General features: G+C 51.2%; 16 protein-coding genes. 10 read left to right on the top strand and 6 right to left on the bottom strand.

Annotated features, from left to right (window positions below; genetic code table 11):
- Window positions 1-140: 140 nt before the first annotated feature.
- Window positions 141-959, bottom strand: a complete 819-nt coding sequence (locus ACFE8Q_RS21635; protein ID WP_375447520.1) for an Fpg/Nei family DNA glycosylase — start codon at window positions 957-959, stop codon at window positions 141-143.
- 354 nt (window positions 960-1,313) lie between these two features.
- Here ACFE8Q_RS21635 and ACFE8Q_RS21630 point away from each other — a divergent pair, with 354 nt between their 5' ends.
- The 9 genes from ACFE8Q_RS21630 (at window position 1,314) to ACFE8Q_RS21590 (ending at window position 10,726) form a co-directional block, all read left to right on the top strand.
- The gene (locus ACFE8Q_RS21630) at window positions 1,314-2,696 is read left to right on the top strand and encodes an anthranilate synthase component I family protein (protein WP_375447530.1); all 1,383 of its coding nucleotides are present in this window, start codon (window positions 1,314-1,316) and stop codon (window positions 2,694-2,696) included.
- Between the two features lie 104 nt (window positions 2,697-2,800).
- On the top strand, window positions 2,801-3,367 hold the full coding sequence (locus tag ACFE8Q_RS21625) for an anthranilate synthase component II (RefSeq protein WP_375447519.1): 567 nt from the start codon (window positions 2,801-2,803) through the stop codon (window positions 3,365-3,367).
- A 118-nt stretch (window positions 3,368-3,485) separates the two neighbouring features.
- Window positions 3,486-4,472, top strand: coding sequence for an anthranilate phosphoribosyltransferase (gene trpD / locus ACFE8Q_RS21620; protein ID WP_375447518.1), 987 nt, complete (start codon window positions 3,486-3,488; stop codon window positions 4,470-4,472).
- 4 nt (window positions 4,473-4,476) lie between these two features.
- On the top strand, window positions 4,477-5,304 hold the full coding sequence (trpC, locus tag ACFE8Q_RS21615) for an indole-3-glycerol phosphate synthase TrpC (protein WP_375447517.1): 828 nt from the start codon (window positions 4,477-4,479) through the stop codon (window positions 5,302-5,304).
- Window positions 5,301-5,945 carry a phosphoribosylanthranilate isomerase gene (locus ACFE8Q_RS21610; RefSeq protein ID WP_375447516.1) on the top strand — a complete coding sequence of 215 codons (645 nt, stop codon included), beginning with the start codon at window positions 5,301-5,303 and terminating at the stop codon, window positions 5,943-5,945. Before trpC ends, ACFE8Q_RS21610 begins: the two co-directional genes overlap by 4 nt.
- Window positions 5,946-6,008: 63 nt before the next feature.
- On the top strand, window positions 6,009-7,208 hold the full coding sequence (gene trpB / locus ACFE8Q_RS21605; protein WP_375447515.1) for a tryptophan synthase subunit beta: 1,200 nt from the start codon (window positions 6,009-6,011) through the stop codon (window positions 7,206-7,208).
- A 95-nt stretch (window positions 7,209-7,303) separates the two neighbouring features.
- Window positions 7,304-8,095: a tryptophan synthase subunit alpha gene (gene trpA, locus ACFE8Q_RS21600; RefSeq protein ID WP_375447514.1), complete on the top strand. Its 792-nt coding sequence runs from the start codon at window positions 7,304-7,306 to the stop codon at window positions 8,093-8,095.
- 105 nt (window positions 8,096-8,200) lie between these two features.
- A complete protein-coding gene (locus tag ACFE8Q_RS21595) occupies window positions 8,201-9,112 on the top strand; it encodes a glycerophosphodiester phosphodiesterase family protein (RefSeq protein ID WP_375447513.1) in 912 nt (303 codons plus the stop codon).
- Between the two features lie 81 nt (window positions 9,113-9,193).
- Complete coding sequence (locus ACFE8Q_RS21590; RefSeq protein ID WP_375447512.1) at window positions 9,194-10,726, top strand: GH3 auxin-responsive promoter family protein; 1,533 nt, start codon at window positions 9,194-9,196, stop codon at window positions 10,724-10,726.
- 83 nt (window positions 10,727-10,809) lie between these two features.
- Here the strand turns inward: ACFE8Q_RS21590 and ACFE8Q_RS21585 are convergent, their stop codons facing one another.
- The 5 genes from ACFE8Q_RS21585 to ACFE8Q_RS21565 form a co-directional block, all read right to left on the bottom strand.
- On the bottom strand, window positions 10,810-11,298 hold the full coding sequence (locus ACFE8Q_RS21585; protein WP_375447511.1) for a flavin reductase family protein: 489 nt from the start codon (window positions 11,296-11,298) through the stop codon (window positions 10,810-10,812).
- Window positions 11,273-12,661, bottom strand: a complete 1,389-nt coding sequence (locus tag ACFE8Q_RS21580; RefSeq protein WP_375447510.1) for a hypothetical protein — start codon at window positions 12,659-12,661, stop codon at window positions 11,273-11,275. Before ACFE8Q_RS21580 ends, ACFE8Q_RS21585 begins: the two co-directional genes overlap by 26 nt.
- Window positions 12,658-14,199, bottom strand: a complete 1,542-nt coding sequence (locus ACFE8Q_RS21575; RefSeq protein ID WP_375447509.1) for a cellulose synthase family protein — start codon at window positions 14,197-14,199, stop codon at window positions 12,658-12,660. The genes ACFE8Q_RS21580 and ACFE8Q_RS21575 overlap by 4 nt, the downstream gene beginning before the upstream one ends.
- Before the next feature lie 67 nt (window positions 14,200-14,266).
- A complete protein-coding gene (locus ACFE8Q_RS21570) occupies window positions 14,267-14,986 on the bottom strand; it encodes a glycosyltransferase family 2 protein (RefSeq protein ID WP_375447508.1) in 720 nt (239 codons plus the stop codon).
- Window positions 14,987-15,056: 70 nt separating this feature from the next.
- On the bottom strand, window positions 15,057-16,130 hold the full coding sequence (locus ACFE8Q_RS21565; RefSeq protein WP_375447507.1) for a 2Fe-2S iron-sulfur cluster-binding protein: 1,074 nt from the start codon (window positions 16,128-16,130) through the stop codon (window positions 15,057-15,059).
- A 359-nt stretch (window positions 16,131-16,489) separates the two neighbouring features.
- On the opposite strand from ACFE8Q_RS21565, the gene ACFE8Q_RS21560 reads away from it, so the two are divergent.
- A complete protein-coding gene (locus ACFE8Q_RS21560; RefSeq protein WP_375447506.1) occupies window positions 16,490-21,148 on the top strand; it encodes a putative Ig domain-containing protein in 4,659 nt (1,552 codons plus the stop codon).
- Window positions 21,149-21,190: the final 42 nt, after the last annotated feature.

Raw genomic sequence — 21,190 nt, 5'->3', positions numbered from 1 at the left:
ACTGGTGTCACGACCGGGAGAGTAGGCGGTCGCCACCCCTAGACAACAGAGTCCCGCTTCGAAAGAGGCGGGACTTTTTGTATGATAGATACTCTAGCTGAATGCACTCTAAACCATCATTTATATACAGGTCAACATCTTCAAATGAGTACTTGCTCTTTAGGACAGAAATAAGTTGTTCGGCCGCCTACTTCGATTATTTGAATGGCCGTTCCGCAGCGAGGGCAGTACTTATGCGCTTCTAGATCTTCGTAAGGTGATGTATCCCATTGACGGGCGTGGATTAAGAACGAGTTTGGGAAATCTCGATAATTCGCTTCCTTACTAATCGCAGTTTTGAGCACGAGGTGGATTGCATCATGGATGGCTTCGATCTGCGTAACGCTTAAGTCAGCGCTACTACTGGATGGATGCACATTAGCCTGAAAAAGCACTTCATCCACAATCCAGTTACCTAGACCTGCCGTGGTAGCCTGATCAAGTAGAACAGGTTTGATTGGCGATCGCCGCTTCTTCAGCTTTTCAGACAACGTACCTATATCAATAGATAAAGCGTCAGGCGCAATCTTTTTCAGCTTTAGATACGCATCTACGTCCGCTACTAGACCAACTCGTTCAAATTTTCGTGGGCAAACGAAGCCCAGGCAGAAGCCATTCTTGAAGTAAAAAACAATTCGTGCATGCTTTGGTCGGTCAATCGAGCTGTGGTAGTAAACAAGATCGCCTGTCATACCAAAATGCATCCGAACAATTACAGCAGGATCATCAGTATAGATGAATAAGTTCTTTCCAACTCGCTTTGTCCCCAGAAAACGGCGGTTATAAAGGCTTTCCTGTAAGGTGCTGAAATCAGTGGTGAGGAGCTTACTATCTTCTACGGTAATTGAATCGATTGGTTGATCAAATGAAGTAGCTTCTAAATAGAGCCGCCGCATCTCGACTTCTGGTAATTCGGGCATAGTTGGGTGATAAATGTCAGCTATATAACTAATCTGTTACCATTTGTTCGTAAAAATTTACGCTTACCGTTTCAAAACCAGCACGAATTACTATTTTTGTCGTCAAGAGCGGCCTGCAACGCAATCCGCATACTGATAAAGAACATGAATCTGATTACGAACAAAGCATGGTGGTGGCACTTTTCCTGCGAAGGATGAGGGTTGCCCTGTTGTGTTCTGTATAACACTATATCAAAAGGCTCACCGTCATCCCGGTGAGCCTTTTTTATTATCTAACCTCCCTGTTAATGCCTTGATATTATGATCACTGCCACTCAATCTGTGCACTACTCAATTCATACTACGCATCGGCGCATGCTGGCGGACATTATTACGCCGGTGAGTAGCTATCTCCGTATTCGGGATAAATACCCCAATAGTATTCTGCTCGAAAGTGCTGATTACCACGGAAATGATAATAGCTTTTCGTATATCGCCTTCGACCCCGTTGCCCGTTTCACCTATGAAGACGGTATTATCAGCACGGTTTTACCTGGTCAGGACGAGGCCCGTAGAGAAGCAAATGCAGATGAGTTGATGCCAGCGCTACGAGCGTTTAAAGACCAGTTTGCGTCGTCTCCATCGGGATTTCCGTTCATCTCGAATGGTTTGTTTGGCTTCTTCGGTTTTCCGGCCGTTGAAGGATTTGAGGATATTCACCTGACAGCCCCTATTCCGGCTGAAAACCGTATTCCGTCAGCGGTTTTTCAGGTTTACAGGTATGTTGTAGCGATCAATCATTTTAAGGATGAACTGCACCTCTTTGAGCATCAGTACCTTCAGGATGAGGAGGAGCCAGCCGATAGTAGCATCGATGAGGTGGCTTCATTTCTGACAAGCCGTAATTACGCGCTGTATTCATTTACGACGACGGGAGGTGAAACGTCAAACTTTAGTGACGATGAATTTCGTGGGGTTATTCAGCATGGAATCGATCATTGTCGGCGGGGCGATGTGTTCCAGATCGTATTATCGCGGCGTTTCCAGACACCATTCAGAGGCGACGAATTCAATGTGTACCGAGCACTGCGGTCGTTGAATCCGTCGCCTTACCTGTTTTATTTCGACTACGGCAATTTCAAACTGTTTGGCTCATCACCCGAGTCGCAGATTGTGGTGAAGAAGGGAGAAGCTACCATTTATCCCATCGCAGGTACGTTCCGACGGACGGGTGATGACGCGAAAGATGCTGAGTTGGCTCAGAAACTGTACGACGACCCGAAAGAATCGGCCGAGCATGTGATGCTGGTCGATCTGGCCCGCAATGATCTTAGCCGGAACTGCGACGTGGTGAAGGTGGAAACCTTCAAAGAAGTGCAGTACTACTCGCACGTGATTCACCTGGTGTCGAAAGTGGTGGGCCAGTTGAATGAGGGGGCCGATCCGTTGCAGATTGTGGCTGAAACTTTTCCCGCAGGTACGTTGTCGGGTGCGCCAAAACACATGGCCATGAAGCTGATTGACCGTTACGAAAACCAGAGTCGTGGCTTCTATTCGGGGAGCATCGGCTACATGGGTTTCGACGGTGAATTCAACCATGCCATCATGATCCGTACGTTTATGAGCCAGAATAACTCACTGTATTATCAGGCGGGGGCTGGTATAGTAGCCAAATCGGTCGTTGACAGCGAACTACAGGAGGTACATAACAAACTGGGCGCGCTGCGGGCCGCTATTCAACAGGCAGAAGCAATTTAAACTAGTGGAAAAAGTCTACTGTTTACCGTTTTCTGTTGCTTCGCTAATCGGCCTATGTTGGCTAAACAGCGCAACTGAAAACGGTAAACAGAAAACTCATTTTTATGAAAATTCTCGTTTTAGATAATTACGACTCGTTTACCTATAACCTCGTCTACATTCTGCGCGAGTTGGGCCATCGTCCTGATGTGATTCGGAATGATAAGATCACGGTTGAAGAAACTGGTAAATACGACAAAATCCTGCTGTCGCCAGGGCCGGGTATTCCCGACGAAGCGGGTATTTTGAAGCCCCTTATTGCTGAATACAGCGCAACCAAATCCATTATGGGCGTGTGTCTGGGGCATCAGGCAATTGGTGAAGTGTTCGGTGCAACGCTCGAAAATCTGGGCGATGTGCTCCACGGTGTAGCTCATTCAGCGTACGTACTGGATCGGGACGAGGCACTTTTTAAGCAATTACCAGACGACATGACAGTTGGCCGGTATCATTCATGGTCGGTGGTTCGGGATTCATTACCCGAAGAGTTGCTGGTTACCGCCGAAGACGAAGATGGCCGGGTAATGGGCCTGCGTCACGCTCGCTACGATGTTCGCGGTGTGCAGTTTCATCCCGAATCGGTACTGACTGTCGGCGGCGTTCAAATGATGAAAAACTGGCTGGGTAATTAAAGAGTGAAAGAGGCAACGAGTAAGGCTACGCAGTGGAACGTACCTGGCCCTGCAGTACACTCGTCGTCTGGTCGCTTCCAATACTGTCACTCGTTCACTCATTATCTCTTTCACTACTATGAAAGCAATCCTGAATCACCTTTTCGAATATAAAACCCTGACTACGACGCAGGCTAAAGAAGTGCTGTTGGGCATTACCCAGGGTCAGTACAATCAGTCGCAGGTGGCGGCGTTTCTGACGGTTTACATGATGCGGAGTATTCGCGTTGAGGAACTGGAAGGCTTCCGCGATGCAATGCTCGAGCTTTGCTTACCCGTTGATCTGTCAGGCTTTGATGCGATGGATGTTTGTGGCACGGGCGGCGATGGAAAAGACACGTTCAACATCTCAACCTTGTCGGCCTTTGTTGTGGCGGGGGCGGGGCAACGGGTGGCCAAGCACGGCAACCACGGCGTGTCATCGCTGACGGGGTCAAGCACAGTGATGGAACGCCTAGGCTATAAATTCACCAACGACATTGGCGAGTTGCAGCGTAAAATCGAAACGGCGGGCATCTGTTTTCTACATGCGCCCCTGTTTCACCCGGCGATGAAAAACGTTGGCCCGATTCGGAAAGAATTGGGTGTGAAAACGTTCTTCAATGTGTTGGGTCCGATGGTTAATCCATCGCGGCCAGACAAGCAGTTGGTGGGGGTATACAGCCTTGAATTGGCCCGGCTTTATGCGTACCTTTATCAACAGACAGACAAGCAGTTTATGGTGCTCCATTCGCTGGATGGTTACGATGAAGTGTCGCTTACTGGACCCTTTAAAGCCATTACAAATAAAACTGAGCTCATGATAAACCCTGTCGATATTGGGTTCGACCGCCTGTCGGCTGAAGCGTTATCAGGTGGCAAAACAGCGGAAGAATCGGCCCGGATTTTTATGAATGTGCTGAACAACGAAGCAACCTCAGCCCAGACTCAGGCCGTACTGGCAAACGCTGCTATGGCGTTGTTGGCCGCCGGGAAAGCCACGACCAACGAAGAAGCCGTAGCGCTAGCCCGCGAGTCGTTGGTAAGCGGTCGGGCCAGGCAGTCGTTTGATATATTGATGAATTAGAGAAATGACTATTTTAGATACTATAGTTGCCCGTAAGTGGGAGGAAGTGTCCACGCGAAAAGCTGCTGTTTCAGACGAAGATCTACGGAATATGCCGCTCTTCGACCGCTCGGTGAATTCGGCACGGGCCGCCATTCTGGCCGCTGGGTCTACAGGCGTAATCTCGGAGTTCAAGCGCAAATCACCGTCGAAAGGTATTATCAACGACCGGGTTGATGTGGCCGCTACTACCCGTGGGTACGTTGCTGCTGGTGCCGCAGTGTTATCGGTACTGACAGACGAGCCATTTTTCGGTGGCACACCTGCCGATCTGCAGGCGGCCCGAGCGGCTAATCCGCACACACCTATTCTACGTAAAGATTTCGTAGTTGATGCGTATCAATTGCTGGAAGCAAAAGCGTGGGGGGCTGATCTGGTTTTGCTGATCGCTTCCTGCCTTACGCCCGATCAGGTACGTTCGTTGAGCGAGTTTGCACACGAACTCGGAATGGAGGTATTGCTGGAAGTACATGATGCTGAAGAACTGCAACGTTCATTATGCGACACCGTGGATCTGATAGGCGTGAATAATCGCAACCTGAAAACCTTTGTCACCGATATTGACACGTCGGTTCGTCTGGCCACGCTCATTCCTGATCGGTTCGTGAAGGTGACCGAGAGCGGATTGTACGATGCTGAAACGATGGTTCAGTTGCACGAAGTTGGCTATCAGGCCTTTCTGATTGGCGAGGCATTTATGAAAACTGACGATCCGGCTACGGCTTTGCGTCAATTAATGACCGATTACAGCGAACAACTTGTTACGTCTAAAAATACTCATCAAATCGTATGAAGATTAAAGTATGCGGCCTGCGCGACGCGGCCAATCTGGAGCAGGTGGCGGCTCTCAATCCGGATTTTGTCGGCTTTATCTTCTACGACCAATCGCCCCGGTTTGTGGGCGATGAACTGGATGCAGACGTGGTTAAAGCGTTGCCCCGGTCTATTCGGAAAGTGGGCGTGTTTGTGAACGCCAACCCGGAGTTTATTCTGCGATCGGTTAAGAAGTACGATTTACAGTATGTGCAACTGCACGGCAACGAAGCACCCGACTACTGCCGGAGCCTTCAGAACCGGGGTGTTAATATCATCAAGGCCTTCAGGGTCGATGGAACGTTCAACTTCTCGATGGTGAATAACTACAAAGCCTACGCCGATCTATTTCTGTTCGATGCCAAAGGCGATCAGCCCGGTGGTAATGGACATACCTTCGATTGGGCTGTGCTGAAAAATTACGACAACGAAAAACCATTCTTCATCAGTGGCGGAATTGGGCTCGATAACCTCGATCAGCTCGACCAACTGAAAGGCATGAAGCTATACGGCGTTGATGTAAACAGTCAGGTTGAAATATCACCGGGGGTGAAGGATGTTGCGAAAGTAAAGGAACTCATCGACCGGCTTCGACCGATTGAAGAGGAGGAGGAAGCGTAGATAGTAATATAATTGATAATCGACTGGCCACTTTATGGCTGATTTTGATAAAGTACTACGTTCATGCAAACGATAGTTGAGAACCAAGCCTCTTTTGAGGTAACAGAAAAAGGCTTTTACGGCCATTTTGGCGGTGCATTCATTCCCGAAATGCTGTATCCCAACGTAGAAGAACTACGCCAGAATTACTTACAGATCATAGCCGATCCGGCATTCCAGGCCGAATTCTGGCAGTTGCTGACCGATTATGTGGGCCGTCCTACGCCGCTGTTTCTGGCTAAGCGATTGTCTGAGCAGGTCGGCGCTACGATCTACCTGAAGCGGGAAGACCTGTGCCATACTGGCGCGCACAAGATTAACAACACTATCGGGCAGATTCTGGTAGCACAGCGGCTTGGTAAGAAGCGTATTGTAGCCGAAACCGGTGCCGGGCAACATGGTGTAGCTACAGCTACTGTTTGCGCTCTGATGGGCCTGGAATGCATCATTTATATGGGCTCTATCGACATCGAACGGCAGAAGCCAAATGTTGACCGGATGCGGATGCTTGGTGCTGAGGTACGTCCTGCCAAATCGGGTAGCCAGACGTTGAAAGATGCCACCAATGAAGCCATGCGGCACTGGATTAATAACCCGGTCGATACGCACTACATCATTGGCTCGGTAGTGGGTCCACACCCTTACCCGGATATGGTGGCGCGTTTTCAGTCGGTGATTTCGGAAGAGATTCGGAAACAGTTGCTGGAAAAAGAAGGCCGCGAAACACCCGATTACGTGGTAGCCTGCGTAGGTGGGGGGAGCAACGCGGCCGGCGCGTTCTTCCATTTCCTGGATGAACCTCAGGTACGTCTGATTGCCGCCGAAGCGGCTGGTCAGGGGGTAAATACAGGGCATTCGGCAGCCACAACTGCATTGGGTAAGCCCGGTGTGTTGCATGGCTCACGCACGATTCTGATGCAGACGGAAGATGGCCAGGTTACGGAACCATATTCTATCTCGGCTGGCCTCGACTATCCGGGTATTGGTCCGCTCCACGCCCACCTGTTCGATTCGGGCCGGGGTGATTTCTACAACGTTACCGACGATGATGCCGTGAAAGCCGGGTTCAATCTCAGCAAACTGGAAGGCATTATTCCAGCCCTCGAAACAGCCCACGCACTAGCTGTATTGAACGAACTGCCCCTTAAAAAAGACGATGTAGTTGTTGTTTGCCTGTCGGGCCGGGGTGATAAAGATTTGAGCACGTATACGAAGTACTTATAAAGGAGCTTCAGGGTTGAAATCTCAGGTGCTTCGCTTATCTACAGTGTGGTAAGTAAGCGAAGTACCTGAGCCTTCAACCCTGAAGCTAACTCTCCATGACTACAACCCTACAAAACCGCATCGCCGATCTGTTTTCGACCAAAAACGACCGGTTGCTCAATGTCTATTTCACGGCCGGTTTCCCCCAACTAAACGACACACGAACGGTACTACGTGGCTTACAACAGGCGGGCGTCGATCTTGTCGAGATTGGGATGCCGTACTCAGATCCGGTGGCCGACGGCGAGGTGATTCAGCAAAGCAACATGCAGGCACTCGACAATGGCATGACGTTGCGCATCCTGTTCGACCAGTTGGCCGGTTGCCGCGATGAACTGACGGTGCCCATTCTGCTGATGGGCTACATCAATCCGGTGTTGCAGTTCGGCGTCGAAGCGTTCTGCCAGAAATGCCAGGAAGTGGGCGTCGACGGCGTTATTCTGCCCGACCTGCCGTTTGATCTGTACGTCGCCGAATACAAAGACACGTTTGATCGATACGGCATCCTGAACATCTTCCTGATTACACCACAAACGACAGACGAACGCATTCGTTTCATCGACGAGGCATCGGAAGGGTTCATCTATATGGTGTCATCGGCGAGCATTACCGGGTCTGTATCGGGCATTAGCGATATCATGAAGGCCTACTTTGAACGGATTGCTGGCATGAATTTGCGAAATCCCCGCCTCATCGGCTTTGGCATCAATAATCGGGAAACATTCGATACGGCAAGCGAACACGCAAATGGTGCCATCATTGGCAGTGCGTTCGTGAAGCATCTGCAGAAGAACGGACCGGGCGCAGATGGTATCGAGGCGTTTGTGAAAGCGGTAAGACCTTTATAAGTTGCTTTAGGGCGGGGGCTACGCTCACCTAAGCCGGTAACTGTTTGTTAATACGAGCAGCTACCGGCTTTTTTTTACATTTGATTTCATTAACTCAATCAACGTATGCGTGCGGTATTGCTGCTACTGAGTATGCTTATAACCAGTTCACTCGCTGCCCAGCCGGAACGTACCCACAGCGGCGGCCATTACGATTTGCAGGGGCACCGTGGCTGCCGGGGGCTCATGCCCGAAAACACAATTCCTGCTTTTCTGAAAGCACTCGATCTGGGTGTAAATACCCTTGAGCTGGACGTCGTGATCAGCCAGGATAGGCAAGTGGTAATATCCCACGAGCCCTATTTCAACGCAGAATTTAGCATTAAACCAGATGGTGTGCCGGTGACGAAGGATGAGCAGAAAGACCTGATCCTGTACAAGATGCCGTACTCGGAAATTAAACGATACGATGTTGGTTCGAACGGGAATCCGCGCTTTCCGGAGCAACAGAAACAGAAGGTATATAAACCTCTGCTGAGCGAAATGATTACCGCCGTTGAGGCCTACCGAACAGAGAAGAATCTGCCCGTTTTTGCTTACAACATTGAACTGAAAAGTGAGGAAAAGGAGTACGATAAAAGCCAGCCACGCCCCGCAGAATTTTGTGCGCTGGTGAACGCTGTACTCACGAAGGCTAACGTACCTGCCGATCGGATCATTATTCAAAGCTTCGATTTTGCGATGTTGCAGGAATGGAATAAGCAGATACAGACCAAGAAAGCACTGCCCGTTCGGCTGGCTGCGCTGGTCGAAAATATCCGTGGCGTAGACCATAACCTAAAAAAACTGGGCTTTAAACCCGCTATTTATAGTCCCGCTTACCAGCTTATCGGCCGCGACAGTGTTGAAAAATTACACCAGCAGGGAATCAACGTTGTGCCCTGGACGGTGAATAATGTGGCTGATATGCGCAAACTGCTCGACCTCGGCGTTGATGGACTGATTACCGATTATCCCAACCGGGCGAAAGAACGCTAAACAAGGCGGCGGGCCCCGTGTTTGTACTTAGACCGACAAACGGTTAAGTTTATAGCCTAATCGTCTGATCGTACTGATTGTATGACCTTTCTGAATACGACGCTCAGTTGGCTGCTCAGTCGACGCCTGCCCCGCATCGAGGGGTTGAAGGCCCGGCCCGGAGACGCGCAACAAACCGTATTCCGATCATTGATCGGACGGGGGCGGCGTACCGAATGGGGCCGGAAACATAGGTATAGCGACATTCGTTCGGTTCAGGAGTTTCAGCAACAGGTGCCCGTTTCCAGCTACGAAGACCTGTTTCCGTACATCGAACGCATCATGAAAGGCGAACAGAATGTACTTTGGTCGTCGCCCATTCGCTGGTTTTCAAAGTCGTCCGGCACAACCAACGCCCGTAGCAAATTCATTCCCGTTTCGTCTGAAGCCCTTGATGATTGTCACATAAAAGGGGGTAAAGACATGATGGCGCTCTACATCGCCAACCGGCCCGACACCCGCGTCTTCGCAGGTAAAGGCTTGTCGATTGGGGGTAGCCTGCATGCCAATCCGTATGGTCGCGATAGCGCAACGGGCGATATTTCGGCGGTGGTGATGAAAAATCTGCCGGCCTGGGGTCAGGTGATCCGAACACCTTCGCTCGATGTAGCCCTGATGGACGAGTGGGAAGCCAAAATTGAGCGTATGGCACAAATTACCGCGCAGGAAAACGTAACCAGCATCCTGGGCGTACCTACCTGGACAATGGTGCTGATCCAGAAAGTGCTTGCTCAAACAGGAAAAGAGCATATTTTGGACGTATGGCCCAATTTCGAGGTATTCGTCCACGGAGCGGTTGCCTTCCAACCCTACCGCACTTTGTTCAGCGAACAGATTTTCGGGGGTAGTGGCGTTGGTTTTCAGGAAGTGTACAACGCGTCAGAAGGCTATTTTGCCATTCAGGATGACATGAGCCGTGCCAATGAGATGATGCTTATGCCTGACTATGGCATCTTCTATGAATTTGTGCCGATTGAAGAAGCCGATAAGCCATTTCCGAAAGCGTACACCATTGAAGAGGTAGAATTAAACCGGAACTACGCCCTGGTAATCTCGACCAACGCCGGTCTGTGGCGGTATCGGATTGGCGATACCGTTCGCTTCACGTCACTGTATCCGCACCGTATCCGGGTTAGCGGGCGCACCAAGCATTTCATCAATGCATTCGGCGAAGAAGTGATCGTAGAAAATGCCGAGATGGCCATTACGCAGGCCTGCCGGGCAACGGGTGCTATTATTGCCGATTATACGGCGGGTCCCGTATATATGCAACAGGGGCAGCAGGGTGGACACGAATGGGTGATCGAATTTGCCCGCGAGCCGAGTAGTCTTAGTGAATTTACCCAGGTTCTCGATGATACGCTTCGGCAAGTGAATTCAGACTACGACGCCAAACGCTATCATGATCTGGCCCTGGTTCGGCCCGTGATTCATGCAGTGCCCGCAGGTACGTTCTACGCCTGGATGCGGCAACGCGGCAAAGTAGGCGGGCAGCACAAAGTCCCTCGCTTAAGTAACTCCCGCGAATACGTCGATGATCTGTTGGGCGGCCGTTATGGAAGTGTGTATCAGTAGTTTTCAGTTTTAGGTTTCAAGTGGCTTTGCTCATCGAATAGAAGGTTAACTAGCGAAGCCATTTGAAACTTGAAACTGAAAACTCATCCCCTCACCAACTTCTTTGCTTTCAAATACTCATTCGTCAGCACGGTTTTGCCGGGGTTAAGCACTACCTGTTTGAGTACTTCGCAGATAAAAACGTCGTGATCGCCGCCGTCGATGCTGCCTGCTACACGGCACTGAACGTACCCGACAGCCTCGGTCAGATACGGGCAACCGCGGTCGTCATAGGCATGAGGTAACCGAACGAACTTATCTACATCGCGCCCCGATTGCCGACCCAGTTTGCGAATCAGACCGGTTTGGTCCTGAGCCAGTAGGTTTACATTTAGCAGACCACTCTCGCGCACCAGTTCGATGGTGTAATCTACTTTGTAGAGCGCCACCGCCAACCTGCTACCACCCAGGGCCGTTTGCATTACCCAGGTGGCAATATTGGCATTTTGTCGTTGCGTCGACGTACCTGGATTGGCAACCGAGGTGATCGAATGCACATCGTAATTTTTATACTTCAGCAGGCGTTTCGGCATGGGTGTGAGGATCAATCAGGTAACGGCGGGTATCGAGCAGAAAAGCGGTGAAAACGATTCCATATTCCACTGTCAATAACAACGAATCTTCGTGGACGGGTGCGGTGCGATAAGCAGCGTAGGAAAGCCAGACCAGACCAGACCACAACAGCACATACCGGACCGAGTAATCTGGCGAAAAAGCAAAAACGGCTAGCGCCAGCAATGACGTGATGTACCAGGGGTGAACGGTTGTGGCCATCGCCAGGTAGAGAGTCAACATCCAGAGCAATCGGACCGGCATAGGAAACGATCGAATAAAAGCCAGCACAACCAGCCCAGCCGTGGTGAGCAGGGAGAGCCAAAGGCCAACCCGACCCAGTACATTATAGCCCTCGACCCAGTAGCCCACCTCACGAATCACGTAATACAGACTGGCGTTGAACTCGAATTTGCGGAAGTAAAGATCAATGCTTTCCAGCATGTTCATCAACAACGACAGGTTGAAAAACGGAACGAACAGCAGGAACACGAAGCCGAAGACGATCAGTGCATAACGCAGCCCACGTTGCCAGCCAGCATAGGCAAGCACGAGTGGTAGTGCAATCAATGGCAGCAACTTGGTGGCAATAGCCAGCGACAGGGCACCGGCAGATAGAACCTGTTTTTGCTTTGTCCAGAGGTAAAGAGCCAGTATGGTGAAGAAGATCATGACCGCCTCAAAATGAACATTGCCGGTCAGTTCCAGAATAATCAGCGGGTTCAGGGCGTAGAGTAACGCCAGATTCGGATTACGGCCAAACTGCTTCAAGAGCTTGCTCATCAGCCACAACGTACCCAGATCGGCCAGGATAATCGGTAGGCGAAGCACCACAACGCTCCCCGTTGGATTGTCGGGTGAAAGCCAGGCCGCCAGCGCAAAAATGAGCTGGTTGACGGGTGGGTAAACGGTGTAGTAATTCGGCGAATTCAATAACTGGTAAAGCGCAGGATCGGCAATTCCGTCGGGGGCCAGGCCACCCGCCATTAGCTCGACGGGCAGGTAACGAAACGGGTTGATGCCGTGAAGCAGCAACCGGCCATCCCAGATAAACCGGGCATAATCGTCGGAAAGGGCAGGCATGGCCAGCAGCAGTAACAGCCGGAAAACGATGGCCGACCCAAACAGAAACCGGTCGGGCGCGGCCGTCGGCTCGTCGATAGCCCGCAGTATCGGCTGAATACGCAGACTGTAGCCCCACATCAACAGGGTGTACAGCCCGATGAGCATCGGAAATTGCCCGCGTTGTGTGCTATATCCGAGTAGGCCATAGAGGCAAGCCGACAAAAGAAGCCATCCCCAGCGGGTGGGTGAGGTGGCGAACAGAGGAGGAGACAGGGTCATGCAACCGCACCAGCGGGACGTCGCTCGGCACTGGATGAATCAGAATCGACTGATTGTAGCCAGGTTGATGGACGAACTGTGTGCAGCAGCGAATATACGAATACCATACCGAAGCCCGCTGCCAACATGCAATGGAAGAACAACATTCGGTAGTCGTGCAGGTACACGCCCAGCGCAATGCCACCCACGAAGTAGAGTAACATGCCCCCTTCCAGCAAGGTAAGCCAGGGAAACCCGGAAGCCATGTACACGTTGGAGCGCCAACTGTCGGACCCTTTCTGCACGTTGAATTTAGGCGTTCTGACAAACGGCGTTTTTCGGCCAATGTACCCTTCAATAACGGCAATGGCGTTATGCAGCGATAGCCCCATCATGAGCGATGAATACGCCAGAAAGTACCACGGAAAAAAGACCCGGTTTTGGGTATGTGATCGCCAGAACGGAATGCCGTAGAAGAGTAGCAGAATGAGCAGGTTCACCTGAAAGAAGTTGATCAGGTAATAGATCGTGGCCCATTCCGGGTGGAGGTGGTGAATATAGAGTACAGGTACACTCAGGAAGGCGAGAATGAAAACGAGCAGAAAAGTAGAGCTGCTGAATAAATGGAAAAACGCATGAAGTTTGTTGACCGCAGGTACGTTGGGCGATCGTAATACGTTCATCATCAGGCGGCGGGCACATTCGGCGGCACCTTTCATCCAGCGGTATTGCTGCGATTTGAGCGCCGCCATGGCCACAGGTAACTCAGCGGGGGAGCCAATATCTTCGCGATATACGAATTTCCAGCCTTTGAGCTGAGCCCGGTAGCTGAGGTCAAGGTCTTCGGTGAGGGTATCGCTACTCCAGCCCCCGGCGTCATAGATAGCCGCTTTTCGCCAGACACCAGCGGTACCATTGAAGTTCATGAAGAAATCGGCCGCGTTACGTCCGCCCTGCTCGATAAAAAAGTGTGCATTCAGCCCAAATGCCTGCAACCTCGTCAACAGCGAATATTCTTCGTTGAGGTGGGTCCACCGGGTTTGAACGATACCGATCGACGGATTGGCAAAATGTGGAATTGTCTTGAGCAGAAAGTCAGGATCGGGAACAAAATCGGCGTCGAAAATGGCGATGAATTCACCCGCTGCTCTGTCTAACCCATAAGCTAACGCCCCAGCTTTGAACCCCACGCGCTCGGGCCGCCGAATGAGCTGAATGTTTACACCAAGTCGTTGGTAGTAGGCTACCTTTTTCGCGCTCAGTTCAATAGAGTCGTCGGTTGAATCATCGAGCACCTGAATCTCCAGTTTGTCGGCTGGGTACGTTAGTTTCGCCACCGAGTCGATGAGGCGTTCAACAACGTAGCGTTCGTTGTAAAGTGGCAATTGTATCGTCACTTTCGGTAGGTTTGCCCAGGCAACAGAGTCGGGTACAACTGGGTTGGCCTGCTGCTGTCTACCCGATCTAAGGTAAATAACAATCAGGCTTAGCTGCCCCAGGTTATAGCCGAAGAGCAGCAGCAGCGAAAGTGCATAAAGGGCAAGAATAAACTGTTCCATACATTCAGACAAAGTGATCGTCTGTACCTGTTCATAACGCTGATGGTAAGTCTGGATTCGTGCTGAGTTATAACTTTCCGGACTTAGAACTATACTTTGCAATCGTACTCAAAATTTTGTAGCCGGCCAGAACGGTGCCCCGTAACGTACCTGAAATTTTGGAATGACCAATCCGGCGACGATACCGAACCGGCACTTCCACACTCCGCAAGCCAAGTTTGGCGGCTTTTACCTGCATTTCCACTGTCCAGCCGTAGGTGGTATCCTGCATATCGATAGCCAGCAGGCTATCGTACCGGATTGCTCGAAACGGCCCTAAATCGGTGAACCGAACCCCGTAAAGCCAACGTATAAGGCGGGTAGCCAGCCAATTGCCAAACACTTGCTGCGGCGTCATAGATCCCTGTTGCCGTTCTCCTAACGCCCGCGACCCAATCACCATATCGGCTTCGTTGGCCAGAATAGGCGCAACAACATCGGGTAATTCGGCGGGGTAATCAGAATAGTCGGCGTCAAGAAAAACGATGATGTCGGGCTTTTGTTGGCGATTGTGAGCGTAGGTCATTCCCCGCAGGCAGGCGCGTCCGTATCCTTGTATCGGCTCGTCGAGCACGGTAGCACCGGCGGCGGCCGCCTGAACAGCGGTTTGGTCGTTAGAGTTGTTATTTACTACAATCACCTCTGCGACAATATCCGATGGAATTTCGCGGATGACATTGCCCACCGAGTTTTCCTCGTTGAAGGCAGGAATGATGACCAGAATAATTGGATTGGCTGGAGTTTGCACAATGGTATATACGTGAAAAAGCCGGTTAAGTTTAATTCTCAACCGGCTTCACAGCATACTGTATAATGATTTAGTCAATTTCGATAACAACATTTCTGGATGCAGGGTGAGCAACGCAGGTCAATACATAACCGGCTTTAATTTCGGATTCAGACAGCCCGTCCTCTTCATCGAGTTTCACTTCCCCAGAAACGCACTTCCCTAAACAGGCCGTACACATACCTGCCTGACAGGAGTAGGGCAGGTCGATGTCCTGTTCGAGGGCGGCCTCAAGAATGGTTTGATGAGGTTCAACCGAAAATTTATACTCATTGCCCTCATACAACACGGTAACGTCCTGCGTGCTGCTGTCGTCCGTGTCAAGCTCGCCCTCAATAACCGCGCCGACTGCCTGAGTAGTATTGGCAGTTTGAAAACTCTCACGGTGAATTTTTTCGGTTGGAACGGCGAGCAAATTCAGTGCCGAACGTACCTCGTCCATCAATCCATCGGGCCCACACAGATAATATTCTGCCTGACGTAATGAATCTGACTTATGAGATTCTAATAATTTCAATAGATTAGACTGATTGATCCGACCCGAAAAGCCACTCCAGCCCGCACTCGGCTGACTGAGCACGTGCGTAACCGTCAGCCGATCGGTATACACGCTCGATATAGCGTCCAGGTGGGCTTTATAGATGATCTCCTGTTCATTCCGATTGCCATAGATCAGCCATATTTCACTGTTAGGTTCGGTATGCAGCATCGATTTCATCATCGAGAACAGAGGCGTTATACCACTACCCGCTCCGATTAGAATATGTAACCGTTTTGCGGTAGGAATGAGCGTTGGTGTAAACGTACCCATTGGCTCAAGCGTTTCGAGTACATCTCCTTCTTTCAGTCTGTCGCACAGATAGTTAGATACCAGGCCACCTGGTAACCGTTTTACCGTAACGGCCAAAGAAGCATCTACGTGCGGCGAACTGGACATTGAATAAGAACGGCGAACTTTTTGGTTACCAATGGTCAATAAAAACGTCAAAAACTGACCTGTCTGGTAACGAACTACTTCATTAATGGGATGCCAGAACTGTATGGTGATGGCGTCGGGAGTTTCCCGCACCACTTCTTTCACTTTAAGGTAATACCGATTAGCCATGAATGAGTAACGTCTGCCAGACGAACTTTGTTGATGGATTTTTGACTGCAAAGGTCGTTATAAAACCGATAGCAATAGTATCGGAAGTAAGCCGCTAGGTTAAACTGCATGGGAGTATATTTGTCATAAATAGCTTACACCTCTACTCTATGAATTATCTAGTGTGTAATTTTCTATCTAGTTGGTTTCCTCGCACGATAATTGCAACAGCGCATCACAGGTCTACTTCAGATGAAAATACATTCCTGAAGGTTGACCCTAAACTAACCCAAACTATAAGAGTACCTCTGTTCAACCCGGTGACAGCCTCCCGTTGGTTGGTCAGGATTATTGTGCTTACAAAATCCAACTAAGATAATATGCAACAATCTTTTACGATTGGGAGGCTGCTGATTTACTGGGTTGTTCTGCTGACATGTATTGTGCAGGCGATTCCTGGTTTTGCTCAAGGTTACGTTGAAGACGGGAAGCGATACGCCATGTTTTCGCTGTACCATTACGGAGATGTTGACGGTACAATGCAGAAGCGCCAGATCAAAAGCATGGAAGATGCTTTTGCCAATGGGTGCAATGCTGTAGTTATTGGGATCGACTGGGGTACGTTACAACCCAGCCTGAACAGTGCCCCAGACTGGGCATACGTTGACCGGTTCTTTCAGGTTGCTCAACAGCATAACGCCAAAGTGGCTATCCGCCTGCGTACCTGTCGCGTTGACCGGACGGGCTATTGGCCCGAGGAACAATCTATGCGCGACAACCGGGGTAATATGCTCCAGATAGAGAGCAATACCCACGTTCGCCTTGGGTACACGCCAGCAATAGATAAAATCCAGGATTTTGTTCGCTCGGTTGCGCAGCGTTACAAATACATAAACGACCGCGGGGATTTACTATTTATGTCGGTCACGTTCAATCCACAATGGGAAAATGAGTACTGGCAGACAAACCACCCTGGTAATTATCTGGCATCTTATGACTTTAACGACCTGACTATTGCGGATTTTCAGCGTTGGGCACTGGCCAAGTATAACAACAGTCTGGCCACGCTCAATTCAACCTGGGGAACAAACTACAAAGCCGTAACAGACATACGGCCGACGTACCCAGACAATAATTTACTCTCTGGTTTTCCGGGGAAAAGGGGGGCTGACTGGTATATATTCCGGCATTTGCAGCTAAAATCGTTCAATGATCGATTTGCTACCACGGTCAAGTCTGTCGACCCAACCATCCGCATCGTCACTGAACAGGGCAGCATCTACGACTTGATTAGCGGTAACCGGGGTACGTTGGGTTTTAAAAACATGGCCCAGTTGTACGACGGCATTAAGGTCAATGATGGGATAGACTACACGCACCAGCTTTCCATGGACCTGATACGCAGTAATATGAAGCCAGGTGCATTGATGATCAACGAGATAGACGGGGCCAACTACCTGTCTGATCGTATCGATCGGTCGGATGATCAGGCCAGGATGGCGGAAAACAATTTTAAGTACGGGGCAAAAATCATTACGTTCGCCAATTTTTATTCGGATGCGAATGGCGAGTATCTGAAAGCGATTCTAGCCAAGATAAAAGCAAAAGGATTACTCGATCAGCCAGTGACAACGGTGACGCCGGTTGGGACAATGACCTACAAACTGTCGGCTGTAGTTCAAAGCAATGTGTATGAAAGTGGTGTTATCGGGCAATGGAATACCCTCCGGGGCGGCAACGAAGGCAAGCCCGTACGGATACTGCTGGACGAAGACTTACTGGCCAGTGCAGGCAACCAGTTGCCAACAGTAGTAAACCGGGTGCCTAATCAGACAACGGTGGTCAACCGGGCATTTTCGTTCAAAATTCCAGACAATACGTTTGCCGATGCAGATGGGCAGATCACCAATGTGGCCGTTTCGGGCCTTCCCGCTGGGTTAACGTACGATGCCTCCTCGCGCATCATTAGTGGCACGCCATCCTTAACCGGGTCGACCGAGATAACTGTAACCGCCAGCGACAACAACAACGCGACCGTTACTGATTACTTCGTACTGGCGGTGAGGCGAGCCACATTACCTCTTCAATTACTGGACCCAGTGCTGGATTGTAGCACTGGCCGGTTTGAGTTGCGGTCGACAGAAGGAGACGGATCGGCCGTTGAGTATGCCGTAGACAATGTATACGCCTGGAATACGCAGACAGTGTACACCCTGGCCGGCCAACTACGGTCTGGTAATGCCCTCACTATTCGGGCGCGGCAAAGTGGCACCGAACTGTCATTGACCTATACAACTACCTGCCCAGTGTCGACGACAGCCAACAAGCCCCCGGTCGTAAATAGCCCTCTGTCCGATCAGACGCTAACAGCGGGACAGGCCTTCTCTGTGGTGCTGCCGGGAAATACCTTCACAGATCCTGACGGCACCATCGCTTCAGTCAGTCTGTCTAATTTACCAACGGGCATCACGTATACCCCTGCAACGCGTGTTCTCGCCGGAACAGTAGCCAACCCAGGTACGTGGACCGTTACCGCTACGGCTACCGATGATAAAGGAGCTACCGTGTCGACTACATTTAAAATCACGATAGGCACTACCGCTGGACCAAAGCCACTACGGTTGCTTCCCCCCCTGCTGGACTGCGTTACTGGCCGGTTTGAGTTCCAGTCGGCCGACGGTGACGGTACGCCAATAGAATACGCTGCCGATAATTTGTTTTCTTATAATACCAGATCAGTTTATACACTAGTCGATCTGTTCCGATTTCTCAATGTACCAATTACAGTTCGGGCCAGACAGAGTGGCGTAGAGTTGTTGCTGTATTTTTCAGTGAAATGCCCCCCGGCAACCAATAGAGGGCCCGTTGTTAACGTACCCCTTGTTGACCAGACCAATAGCGCCAATAATGCCGTCTCTATCTCTATCCCCGCCAGCACATTTACTGACCCTGATGGGCAGGTTGTATCGATAGCCGTGAACGGACTACCCACCGGTTTAAGCTATGATGCAGCCACACGCCTGATTACCGGTATCGTAACAACAACCGGCGTATGGAATGTGACTGTTGTGGCAACCGACGATAAGGGAGCGACAGGGTCGACGACATTCAATCTTACGATCGCCTCTCAGGCAAAGCCCCTGCGATTACTGGACCCAGTACTCAACTGCGATACCGGCCTGTTTGAATTCCGCTCGGCTGATGGCGACGGTTCGCCCGTTGAGTATAGTATCGACCGGCTGATCACCTGGACCACGCAATCCTCCTTTACGCTGGCCCTTGGCATGCGCAGCAACACGCAACTGGATCTGAAAGCCCGCCAGGGTAACCAGCTTGTTGCGGGGGTGTACCGGCCCAACTGCCCGCCGCCTAACCAGTTGCCGACGGTGAAAACAGCGCTGGCTGATGTGGCCCTGACCCAGTTCCGCAACATGTCGCTGGTGATTGCGGCCAACACCTTCGAAGACGCCGATGGCACCATCGAAGCCGTAGGACTGGCGGGGTTGCCGCCTGGTTTGAGCTACGCGGCCACGACCCGCACCGTCAGTGGTGCTCCCACCACGCCAGGTACGTGGACCGTGACGGCCACGGCCACCGATAACCGGGGGGGCACCGTCGCCACTACGTTTGTAATTACTGTGGCGCTTGATCCAAGTCCCCTGCGATTACTGGACCCGGTACTCAACTGCGACACCGGCCTGTTTGAATTCCGCTCGGCTGATGGCGACGGTTCGCCCGTTGAGTATAGTATCGACCGGCTGATCACCTGGACCACGCAATCCTCCTTTACGCTGGCCCTTGGCATGCGCAGCAACACGCAACTGGATCTGAAAGCCCGCCAGGGTAACCAGCTTGTTGCGGGGGTGTACCGGCCCAACTGCCCGCCGCCTAACCAGTTGCCGACGGTGAAAACAGCGCTGGCTGATGTGGCCCTGACCCAGTTCCGCAACATGTCGCTGGTGATTGCGGCCAACACCTTCGAAGACGCCGATGGCACCATCGAAGCCGTAGGACTGGCGGGGTTGCCGCCTGGTTTGAGCTACGCGGCCACGACCCGCACCGTCAGTGGTGCTCCCACCACGCCAGGTACGTGGACCGTGACGGCCACGGCCACCGATAACCGGGGGGGCACCGTCGCCACTACGTTTGTAATTACTGTGGCTCCCCAGGCAAAACCATTGCGCCTCCTGGATCCGCTGGTTGATTGCGCTACTGGTAAGCTGGAATTTCAAACGGCCGACGGCGATGGTACCGCCATTAGCTTTAGTATAGATCAGGTACTTAACTGGACGAGCCAGTCTGTTTATACGTTGGCAGATGGCCCCCGCTATGGTACTGCGTTGGTGCTTAGGGTGAGGCAGAGCGGCGTTGAAAAGACGCTGACCTACACTACGCCCTGCGTCCGGGCAAACAAACCACCGGTTGTAGCCATTGCACTTCCCGACCAGGTGCTGACGGTCAATCAGCCGGCTTCATTCACGGTGCCTGCCAGTATGTTTACCGACCCCGATGGCACAATTACATCAGTAACGTTGACCGGTCTGCCTGTTGGACTGAGCTATGACCCTATCAAACGGGTAGTTCAGGGAACGCCAACCCTGATTGGTAGCAGCCCGGCCATTGCCAGAGCAACGGATAACGCAGGTGCTTCGGTCAGCGATACATTCCTGATTACTGTACGGGCAGCTCCCCGTTTTGCTGTAACGACTACACTGCTCGATGCGCAGGGTAGAGTGTTGAAAGACCTGACAGACGGTGACCTGCTCGACAGCAAAAAGATGCCTCTGCTGGCTAATCTGAGTTGCCAGCCTAAAGTAGCGGCAGGTAGTGTACTGATGGAACTAACCGGAAAAGCCAAACGAACGGTATACGCCAATGCGGCCCCTTACCTGCTCTATCCGGCTGGCCAGGGATTCAAACCAGAGGTAGGCTCTTATCAACTGAAAGTATCCGTCTACTCCGGTGCCAATGGAACAGGTACGTTACTCGGAACGGCCACTGTTAGATTTGATATTATCGTTCCTAACGAAGGAGGTTGATCTGCCACTGAACAGGCTGACCAAACCCGAACGTTGACAAGC

Origin of the sequence: uncultured Fibrella sp., from assembly GCF_964250085.1 — a bacterium.
GTDB lineage: Bacteria > Bacteroidota > Bacteroidia > Cytophagales > Spirosomataceae > Fibrella.
The sequence above is the reverse complement of the archived record's forward strand: the minus strand, read 5'-3'. Positions and strand labels throughout refer to the sequence as shown.

Coding starts and splice junctions, on each gene's coding strand:
- ACFE8Q_RS21635 (WP_375447520.1), bottom strand. CDS start 959: ATGCCCGAATTACCAGAAGTCGAGATGCGGCGGCTCTATTTAGAAGCT.
- ACFE8Q_RS21630 (WP_375447530.1), top strand. CDS start 1,314: ATGCTGGCGGACATTATTACGCCGGTGAGTAGCTATCTCCGTATTCGG.
- ACFE8Q_RS21625 (WP_375447519.1), top strand. CDS start 2,801: ATGAAAATTCTCGTTTTAGATAATTACGACTCGTTTACCTATAACCTC.
- trpD (WP_375447518.1), top strand. CDS start 3,486: ATGAAAGCAATCCTGAATCACCTTTTCGAATATAAAACCCTGACTACG.
- trpC (WP_375447517.1), top strand. CDS start 4,477: ATGACTATTTTAGATACTATAGTTGCCCGTAAGTGGGAGGAAGTGTCC.
- ACFE8Q_RS21610 (WP_375447516.1), top strand. CDS start 5,301: ATGAAGATTAAAGTATGCGGCCTGCGCGACGCGGCCAATCTGGAGCAG.
- trpB (WP_375447515.1), top strand. CDS start 6,009: ATGCAAACGATAGTTGAGAACCAAGCCTCTTTTGAGGTAACAGAAAAA.
- trpA (WP_375447514.1), top strand. CDS start 7,304: ATGACTACAACCCTACAAAACCGCATCGCCGATCTGTTTTCGACCAAA.
- ACFE8Q_RS21595 (WP_375447513.1), top strand. CDS start 8,201: ATGCGTGCGGTATTGCTGCTACTGAGTATGCTTATAACCAGTTCACTC.
- ACFE8Q_RS21590 (WP_375447512.1), top strand. CDS start 9,194: ATGACCTTTCTGAATACGACGCTCAGTTGGCTGCTCAGTCGACGCCTG.
- ACFE8Q_RS21585 (WP_375447511.1), bottom strand. CDS start 11,298: ATGCCGAAACGCCTGCTGAAGTATAAAAATTACGATGTGCATTCGATC.
- ACFE8Q_RS21580 (WP_375447510.1), bottom strand. CDS start 12,661: ATGACCCTGTCTCCTCCTCTGTTCGCCACCTCACCCACCCGCTGGGGA.
- ACFE8Q_RS21575 (WP_375447509.1), bottom strand. CDS start 14,199: ATGGAACAGTTTATTCTTGCCCTTTATGCACTTTCGCTGCTGCTGCTC.
- ACFE8Q_RS21565 (WP_375447507.1), bottom strand. CDS start 16,130: ATGGCTAATCGGTATTACCTTAAAGTGAAAGAAGTGGTGCGGGAAACT.
- ACFE8Q_RS21560 (WP_375447506.1), top strand. CDS start 16,490: ATGCAACAATCTTTTACGATTGGGAGGCTGCTGATTTACTGGGTTGTT.